Raw genomic sequence first — 7,210 nt, 5'->3', positions numbered from 1 at the left:
GTAGCTCAGGGGTAGAGCAGTGGATTGAAAATCCTCGTGTCGGTGGTTCGATTCCGCCCCCGGGCACCATTTTACAAGCAAAATCAATGACATAGATCAGGGCAAAACGCCCTATGCGTGTGTTTGTCAAAAACACACCAAACACACACTTTTTGCCGTGTTTTCAGGCTGCGAGCAGAGCGGAATCGCTGTGGTGAACACTGTGAAGTTGCTGGGCACTATGTTGGCACGAGAACAGGGAACACTGTGTTTTCGGTTTTCTGTTCAAACACTGTGTTGGGGACACTGTGTTGGCGGATTTTTTTGGGCGGACGTGGTTTGGGACACGATTGGTGTAGTTACCAACACCGTGGGTGTTAGTAGGTCCCACACACCGACGTGGCCAATTTCAGCACTAAAAATATGACGAGTCGATCTAATGCTAGACTACGAGATCGCCTGTTATGGGCATCGTGTGACGATCTACATCATTGTATTCTTGCAAGAGAGGTCTTTGGCTGTCTAACCAATTTACCCCACGTTTGATATTTTCGTCTAGCATTTCGCTGTCTCTAACAACTATAGCAACAACTTCCTCTTCAGTCCGCATTAGACGGTGGTCACCATCAGCGAACACTTGGGCGTGCCAGTCTTGGATATTTTGCAAGAATTCATCAAAACATTCAGGCTTGGGTTTGAAACGAACAATCGATAGTTTTTTTGGCATTCCTCAACTCCTTTGTATTTACACTACTTGTTTACTGAAACACCTGTCACGTACCATTCACTAGCTTTACCGTTCACTTTTTTTGCAAAGAAAAACGCGTTAACCTTCCAATCTTTTCCTGAGCCAGTGTGCGTGCCCGCCATACAATCATCCGTGTCCTGTATGATCACGTAGTCATCAATAGAGATACAATCTCCACTCACTAACCATTCTAACGCTTCCGTTTTGCTCCTGTGTGTTCCTGAGCTTATTGACGTAAACACAAAATCATCTGTGGTGAGAGCGTCTAATTGCGACGCATCTTTTTCCCGGAACCCGTGACGGAAAGCATTCAAAAAATCGGTGGCTGTTGGCATTTTTATTTCCCTTTTATTTGCGATATCGCCACGCATGAAGTCAGCATCACGATGAAACTTGGTCCAGTATAAGTGTTAAAGTGGTTAGCGCATTCGAAGGCTACTTTTTCACAATCGGAGTGACCTCAAAATTCCCCATTTCAAGGATTGGATCGAAAGCAGTATCAAGTTGCTCAAAGGTATCGGCTTCTAGTACCATGAAAGCTGTATGCTCTAGGCGGTTGGAATAGTGACCATGCACCTTGATCCCGTGATCACCTACGCTTGCTAATGTATCCCTAAACAAAGGGAATTTTTCGAGATGATGAGCTTGGCACGTTGTATAATCATGCGTGAGCTTGACCATGAACAACATTATTGTTCTCCCCACATGCCAGCGAATTCGTAGACAACCGCACGCTTACCACCGACGCACCAAGCGTCATGGTTGGGTGAAATCGCGTAAGCATCGCCTGCGGTGTAGGTAGCCTCAGAGCCATCGTCGCAAACGCAGTGAATGGTGCCTTCAACGATGATACCTGTGTGCGTGGCTTGGCAGCTGGGTGTGCCCACAAGTGGCTTGATGTCGGTGGACCATTTCCAATCTGGCGCAAGCGTCAGCTTCATGATCCGTTGACCAAGAACATTTACAGCCTCCATACGTGCATTTGGCATGTCCTTGGCTTCATCGGCTTGCGATGCAAAACTTTTCACTTCTATTGACACCTTAGGTATCCTTTCAGTCTGTGGTTTGTTTGTGCGTCTATACAACGCGACAAAGAAAATGGGCTACCCTACACGCTGCTCTCTTCAAGTTAAAGGAGCAGCTGCAGGTAGAGTAAGGCGTTAGACAGGAAGGCGACCATCCAAGCAGCCGTGCGCAGCCAAGTGACCCCAAGAGCGTAGAGTGCGACGTAAAAAATGCGGGCGACCAAAAACGTCAGTAAAAGTAGATTGGCTAAGTCGGGTGCAGTGCCCGCCACGTGGATCATTCCCACAGCGGGTGCAACTAAAGCCAACGCCAGCAAGGAGTTATTCGCGGCGCGTTCCATTCGCCCAGCGAGACCGGTTAAAGTAAGGGCTTCTCGATTTCCGGCTAGCGTTGATAGTCCGACTTGCTGGGCGGCAATCAAGACTTGTACCAAAATTACGAAAATTACGAATGCTCCATAACACGCGAGATAAATCAGATATTCTTGCACAGGATGATCCTCCAAATGGTAGGTCCTTGAATTGTTAAAGAATGCCAGCGATCTTCGTTATTGAACGCATGTCGATTTCGAGGCCGTTCATCAGCTGCGCAAATTCAGGATTTGCCGCGAGAGTATCGTAAGTTTTCTCGATGGCCGACATGTCAGGATAGGTTACACCCAACATGTATGTCCCAAGATCAGACCCAGTAAGTGTTTGTCCCATGCGCATGGTCTGTGCACCTGCTGATTTGAACACGGGCGCGGTCTTGTTTAGCAAATCTAGCATTGCAGTTTCTTCCAAAGACCGACGATGGGCCCTCGTCAACATCAGATACTTGGGCGTGGGCTCAAGTTTTGGCTCAAATTCGATCGGTTTACCCCGAAATACATTTCGAGCAAAGGGCGCTACAGCGTGATCGCTGACCATACGCGAATAGGCGGAGGACTGCGGGATCATGTTCATAACGCTCTCAAATCCTTGTAGGTCATCAAAGAACTGAACATTCACCAAAGCCCCGGGATAGCGGCCTGAGATCACGCTGCCATATGTCACGCGAACTGCGCCATTTTGTCGGCAGTCCTGAGCGAAGTTGGCCAATTCGTTCAAAGCGCCGGATCTGCTTGCTGCGGGGCAAGTAGCTGCGGTGATGACGATAAATTTGGGAGTAGACATCCGAAAGCCTCCGGTTTTGTTGGAACTAACCGTTTCTTAGAACAGGTTGACCTGACGCAGATGTACCGTCTAGTCTGTATGTTAAAGTGGTTTGGAGACATGACATGCTTGACTTGAAAATCGTCGAAGAGGAAATGTGCCCAATCGGCCTGGCTGGACACCTGCTTATTGACAAGTGGATCCCAATAATTATCCGCGAAATTGCGTTATTTGATCGACGTGGCTTCAACGAGATATTGAAAAACAATCGTGAGGGAATTTCTTCGGCTTCGCTGTCATCACGATTGCACTATATGGTACAGCTGGACCTGTTGAATGTTCAAAAATCGGACGATCACGCACAGAAGAAGCTTTATTTCCTCACTGAAGCTGGGATCGCTTTCGTACCTATTTTGTTTCACTTGGCTAGTTGGACTGCCGAATTCAGAAACCCCTCGCCGGAATTTGTTTCGCGCACCAGTCCATTTCATTCAGGGGATGATGATTTGAAAAAGAAGCTACTCGAACGGCTGCACCAGATTCATGTGACGAAGACGATTGAACCAACGCCTTTGTGGTGGCTGGCTGATAACCTATAAATTTTTAGTTACACGTGGCTGCACGTTCGACAATATCAACAGTGAAGGATAGACAATCCTGAATCTGTTTCAACTGCGAAGCCCTAGCAGGCTAACACACACTTCCGTAGACTTGTTGGCGTGTTCGGCTGTATTGTTGCTGCGAGGAGTGGGACATGCGGCAGCTGCGGGACGATACACATCTGATACTGGACGGCGAGGTTCGCGTGTATCGCCGTGAGCGTAGTAAGCGTTGGCAAGCTGCGTTCAGCATCGACGGACATACGATCCGCGTGAGCACAGGCAAGCGCGACTTGGCTGAGGCCAAAGAGTACGCCCGCGACACCTACCTTGAATACAAGTTCCGTCACAAAAACGATCTGCCCATCGTCACCAAGAAGTTCTCTGATGTGGCCAGACTGGCGATTGTGGATATGCGCAAGCAGCTGGACGCTGGCTTGGGCAAGAAGGTGTACAAGGACTACATCGTTTGTATCGAACGTTATCTGATCCCGTTCTTCGGTGCCCAGTATGTGACTTCTATCAACTACGAGAAAATCCAGCAGTTCTACGAGTGGCGACGTGAAAAGATGGGGCGTGAACCAAAGGCCTCAACGCTGAACACCCATAACTCCGCAATGAACCGCGTGTTTGAAGAAGCTGTGGCGCGGGGATTTTTGGCCCACAAAGACGTGCCCATGCTGGCCAACAAGGGGGAGGGCAGTGAGCGCCGTCCAGACTTCACACGTGACGAATACCGCACACTGATCCGCAAACTGCCCCATTGGATCAAGCAGGGCAAAGCGGGCAAACCCACGGACATGCGGTATCTGCTGCGCGACTATGTGCTAATCCTCGCCAACACGGGCATACGACACGGCACAGAAGCACTGAACCTACGCTGGAAACACATCACTCTGTTTGAAGAAGATGGCCTGCAGTACTTGGAGATGAGTGTGCGCGGCAAGACTGGGCGGCGTGACATCATTTGTCGTTCGGGCACCATCAACTACCTTCGGCGCATTCACGAACGCTCAGAAGACATCAAGCACATCACATTTGAGGACGTGCTCCGTCAGCGTGTTGATTTGCCCGTGTTCCGCTTGCCAGATGGCACAGTGTCAAAGAACCTTCATCAAACCTTTCGTGCGTTCGTCACAGAAACGGGGCTGATTACCTGCCCGCGCACGGGGCAGAACCGAACACTGTATAGTCTGCGACACACCTATGCCACGTTCGCGCTGCTGAATGACGGCATGGATATCCACGCACTGGCAATACAGATGGGAACATCAATTGGGATGATTGAACGCCACTACAGCCATCTCACGCCGCGTCTGAAGAAAGATATGCTCACAGGCAAGCGGTACGACTTGTCGTTGGAGGAATATCAGCAGCGACAAATGTCAGAGTAATTCAACTGCCGCGCTCAACTGTTCAGCGTTCACGTCAATGTAGCGTTGCGTCGTTGAGATATGACTATGCCCCGCCAGTTCCGCCAACAAGCGCACGCCCACGCCCTTGTTCGCCAATCTGGTGATGTAGGTGCGGCGACCTGAGTGGCTGCTGGCGTCCTTGAGCCCCACTGCCTTGTAGATGTCCAAGAACAGCTGGCACATGGTGTTAGCCGAAAAGTGCCCGCCCTTTTGGCTCTCAAACAGGGCTCGATTGGGATCGCTCAAGTTCAAGCCTGCAGCATATTCCGCCAATGCCCTGCGCAGGCGTTGGTTGAGGTACACAGTGCGTGTTTTCCCGCCTTTGCTCTGAGCTGCATCAAGGATGAACTGTGTACGCACAGCACCAGCTTCGTCGTACACGTCGCCCACTGTGAGTGCCGCAATCTCCTTGGCCCTGAGCCCTGCATAGAAGCTGAACAGGACGATGGTTTCGTCACGTGTTGGATGACGGCGGCTGCGGCAGTAGTGTAGTACGCGGCGCAGTTGGGCTTCGTTGAGCGTCTGTGCTTGGCGCATGGTGCGATCCCCTCAAAACCTAATGTTATGCTGTATTTGACTGTAAAGTCTGAGGTTTCGGTTGGTCGACCGGAAATGGTGACGACTGTAGTTTCAATTATTTCAATGACTTAGATGAAAATCTCATACAATGCTTGTTCTATGAGATTTTCAGCTGTGTCGTGCGGTATAGCCTTTCTGCTTGATATTAGGGGCACGGCGAAGTCTACATGAAGGCCTCAACTGTTGCCGTTTTGAATACCCCTACTCTTCGCGAATATTCATAAAACAAGAGGCCCGACGCATGACTGCTCGCCCCACCCTCTTCATCGCTGCACTTGGAACAGCCTTGGCTTGCGCAGGCTATGCGGAAAATGGCTACCCGCCTGTTGACGTCCTGCTGCAATCAGAAACAACCATCATTGGGCAACAGATCGTCTACCCTGAAGGTCCTGCTCAGATCACCGCAGCGATTGTTACCATGCAACCTGGCCAAGTCACAGGTTGGCATCGGCACGAAGCGCCACTCACAGCCCACATGCTCGAAGGCGAGCTAACAGTAGACTATGGCGATGATGGAAAACGGGTATATCAAGAAGGTGACACCCTGATTGAAGCCCTTGGCTCCCGCCACAATGGTGAAAACACAGGCGATGGCATCGCACGCATATTCGTTGTGTTTTCCGGTGCAGTGGGGGTACCAAACACCGTTTCAGAATAAACCCAGCGCTGTCAGTGTTTCTGCATTGGCGCAAGAAGCGGATCTGTGTCCAACTCCAGCACTGAGCGCCACAGCTGTGTTTTGACATAATGCTGCCGAGGGAGGTTATTCTCGTCCTTGCTTGCCACAGAGTCCAACATGCCAGCCCATTTCAAAGGGCTTAACACGCAAGACGTAAAAGCTGATGCTTCCCGCCACGTATCGTCGGCATAGGATGGCTCGTACCCATAGAACGTGCGAAACAGCTGTGTTCCATCTATACCGTGATCTGCTTCCACGTTGATCACGTTCAGCCACGTATCCCAGTTGCCCGTGGGCGTTTCTGCCAAACGGCTGTAACTGCCGTGATCAATGCGAAACAGAAAGAACGGGATCAGCTCAGCAAACAGTTTCCCTCTATCTGCGGCCAATGCTGCGCCCTGTTTTGTGGTTTTGAATTGGCCTTTGTAATGGCGACCGAGCTTGAGCGTTTTCAACAGAAAGTGCGTCATCTCCAAGGGTGGGAATTCGTATTCGTTCAGCACCTTGTTGTAGCGAAACAGCTCTTCATATCCCATGCCGGGCCAGTGAAAGTGCTCAGCTGCCCAGTGCACGAATACCCGCTTGAATGCCTTGGTTTGCGTCAGGCCTATGCCATCATGTTCAAAGGCATATTGCAGCGTCATCTGTGCAGCTCTGAGCAAGGGGCAGATGTCCAGTTCAGGTGCGTCATGGGGCAGTGTTCGAAAAGCAATCATGGGAAATCTGTGCCACGAACCGCATCAGTTCGCCACAGAAATCCCCGTTCAGTACTCTTCGGCCAACATCACCGTGAGCACCCGCGCTGTGACAGTTTCATCATTGGGATCGGGCGAGTGCATTGAGTAATCCAAGTCGTAATAGTCGTGTGTGGATGCTCCCGGTTTCGCAAGGTAATTTCGGGACATTTTCTGGGTCAAGTTTATCGGTATCGGTCGTGTGTCAGGCCTCGTCAGATGTGGCTCTGATCGCCACGGGCCGTTCTCTGATTGCGGCCCTGTCAAGCGGAAAGCAACTGATCCGTCCGGGGTCATAGTTCTCTTCGAGGTCACACA

12 protein-coding genes are annotated in these 7,210 nt (G+C 50.6%); 3 read left to right on the top strand and 9 right to left on the bottom strand.

Annotated features, from left to right (window positions below):
• Nucleotides 1-421: 421 nt before the first annotated feature.
• The 6 genes from ACSHXH_RS18875 to ACSHXH_RS18850 all read right to left on the bottom strand — a co-directional run bounded on the left by ACSHXH_RS18875 (nt 422) and on the right by ACSHXH_RS18850 (nt 2,907).
• A complete protein-coding gene (locus ACSHXH_RS18875; protein ID WP_435673348.1) occupies nt 422-706 on the bottom strand; it encodes a hypothetical protein in 285 nt (94 codons plus the stop codon).
• Between the two features lie 23 nt (nt 707-729).
• On the bottom strand, nt 730-1,098 hold the full coding sequence (locus tag ACSHXH_RS18870; protein ID WP_152600847.1) for a hypothetical protein: 369 nt from the start codon (nt 1,096-1,098) through the stop codon (nt 730-732).
• A gap of 64 nt (nt 1,099-1,162) precedes the next feature.
• The gene (locus ACSHXH_RS18865) at nt 1,163-1,417 is read right to left on the bottom strand and encodes a DUF3303 domain-containing protein (protein WP_435673347.1); all 255 of its coding nucleotides are present in this window, start codon (nt 1,415-1,417) and stop codon (nt 1,163-1,165) included.
• On the bottom strand, nt 1,417-1,767 hold the full coding sequence (locus ACSHXH_RS18860) for a cupin domain-containing protein (protein WP_435673346.1): 351 nt from the start codon (nt 1,765-1,767) through the stop codon (nt 1,417-1,419). Before ACSHXH_RS18860 ends, ACSHXH_RS18865 begins: the two co-directional genes overlap by 1 nt.
• Nucleotides 1,768-1,856: 89 nt before the next feature.
• Complete coding sequence (locus ACSHXH_RS18855) at nt 1,857-2,243, bottom strand: MAPEG family protein (RefSeq protein ID WP_435673345.1); 387 nt, start codon at nt 2,241-2,243, stop codon at nt 1,857-1,859.
• 34 nt (nt 2,244-2,277) lie between these two features.
• On the bottom strand, nt 2,278-2,907 hold the full coding sequence (locus tag ACSHXH_RS18850) for a DUF6854 domain-containing protein (RefSeq protein ID WP_435673344.1): 630 nt from the start codon (nt 2,905-2,907) through the stop codon (nt 2,278-2,280).
• Between the two features lie 104 nt (nt 2,908-3,011).
• Between ACSHXH_RS18850 and ACSHXH_RS18845 the strand changes: the two genes are divergently transcribed.
• Complete coding sequence (locus tag ACSHXH_RS18845) at nt 3,012-3,485, top strand: winged helix-turn-helix transcriptional regulator (RefSeq protein ID WP_435673343.1); 474 nt, start codon at nt 3,012-3,014, stop codon at nt 3,483-3,485.
• Nucleotides 3,486-3,640: 155 nt separating this feature from the next.
• Nucleotides 3,641-4,879 (top strand): tyrosine-type recombinase/integrase, encoded by a 1,239-nt coding sequence (locus ACSHXH_RS18840; RefSeq protein ID WP_435673342.1) that lies wholly within the window; start codon nt 3,641-3,643, stop codon nt 4,877-4,879.
• On the opposite strand, the gene ACSHXH_RS18835 is transcribed toward ACSHXH_RS18840, so the two are convergent.
• Nucleotides 4,871-5,437: a tyrosine-type recombinase/integrase gene (locus ACSHXH_RS18835; protein WP_435673341.1), complete on the bottom strand. Its 567-nt coding sequence runs from the start codon at nt 5,435-5,437 to the stop codon at nt 4,871-4,873. The two genes, ACSHXH_RS18840 and ACSHXH_RS18835, sit on opposite strands and share 9 nt — an antisense overlap.
• 283 nt (nt 5,438-5,720) lie before the next feature.
• On the opposite strand from ACSHXH_RS18835, the gene ACSHXH_RS18830 reads away from it, so the two are divergent.
• A complete protein-coding gene (locus ACSHXH_RS18830; RefSeq protein WP_435673340.1) occupies nt 5,721-6,137 on the top strand; it encodes a cupin domain-containing protein in 417 nt (138 codons plus the stop codon).
• 11 nt (nt 6,138-6,148) lie between these two features.
• On the opposite strand, the gene ACSHXH_RS18825 is transcribed toward ACSHXH_RS18830, so the two are convergent.
• Both ACSHXH_RS18825 and ACSHXH_RS18820 read right to left on the bottom strand, forming a co-directional pair.
• Complete coding sequence (locus tag ACSHXH_RS18825; protein ID WP_435673339.1) at nt 6,149-6,874, bottom strand: hypothetical protein; 726 nt, start codon at nt 6,872-6,874, stop codon at nt 6,149-6,151.
• A 48-nt stretch (nt 6,875-6,922) separates the two neighbouring features.
• On the bottom strand, nt 6,923-7,063 hold the full coding sequence (locus ACSHXH_RS18820) for a DUF3768 domain-containing protein (RefSeq protein WP_435673338.1): 141 nt from the start codon (nt 7,061-7,063) through the stop codon (nt 6,923-6,925).
• Nucleotides 7,064-7,210 lie beyond the last annotated feature (147 nt).

Origin of the sequence: Marivita sp. (assembly GCF_051251565.1) — a bacterium.
GTDB lineage: Bacteria > Pseudomonadota > Alphaproteobacteria > Rhodobacterales > Rhodobacteraceae > Marivita.
This window is presented reverse-complemented; position numbering and strand designations above follow the sequence as displayed.

Excerpts from the sequence above, each read along its gene's own strand:
- ACSHXH_RS18875 (WP_435673348.1), bottom strand. The coding sequence starts at position 706 with ATGCCAAAAAAACTATCGATTGTTCGTTTCAAACCCAAGCCTGAATGT.
- ACSHXH_RS18870 (WP_152600847.1), bottom strand. The coding sequence starts at position 1,098 with ATGCGTGGCGATATCGCAAATAAAAGGGAAATAAAAATGCCAACAGCC.
- ACSHXH_RS18865 (WP_435673347.1), bottom strand. The coding sequence starts at position 1,417 with ATGTTGTTCATGGTCAAGCTCACGCATGATTATACAACGTGCCAAGCT.
- ACSHXH_RS18850 (WP_435673344.1), bottom strand. The coding sequence starts at position 2,907 with ATGTCTACTCCCAAATTTATCGTCATCACCGCAGCTACTTGCCCCGCA.
- ACSHXH_RS18845 (WP_435673343.1), top strand. The coding sequence starts at position 3,012 with ATGCTTGACTTGAAAATCGTCGAAGAGGAAATGTGCCCAATCGGCCTG.
- ACSHXH_RS18840 (WP_435673342.1), top strand. The coding sequence starts at position 3,641 with ATGCGGCAGCTGCGGGACGATACACATCTGATACTGGACGGCGAGGTT.
- ACSHXH_RS18835 (WP_435673341.1), bottom strand. The coding sequence starts at position 5,437 with ATGCGCCAAGCACAGACGCTCAACGAAGCCCAACTGCGCCGCGTACTA.
- ACSHXH_RS18830 (WP_435673340.1), top strand. The coding sequence starts at position 5,721 with ATGACTGCTCGCCCCACCCTCTTCATCGCTGCACTTGGAACAGCCTTG.
- ACSHXH_RS18825 (WP_435673339.1), bottom strand. The coding sequence starts at position 6,874 with ATGATTGCTTTTCGAACACTGCCCCATGACGCACCTGAACTGGACATC.
- ACSHXH_RS18820 (WP_435673338.1), bottom strand. The coding sequence starts at position 7,063 with ATGTCCCGAAATTACCTTGCGAAACCGGGAGCATCCACACACGACTAT.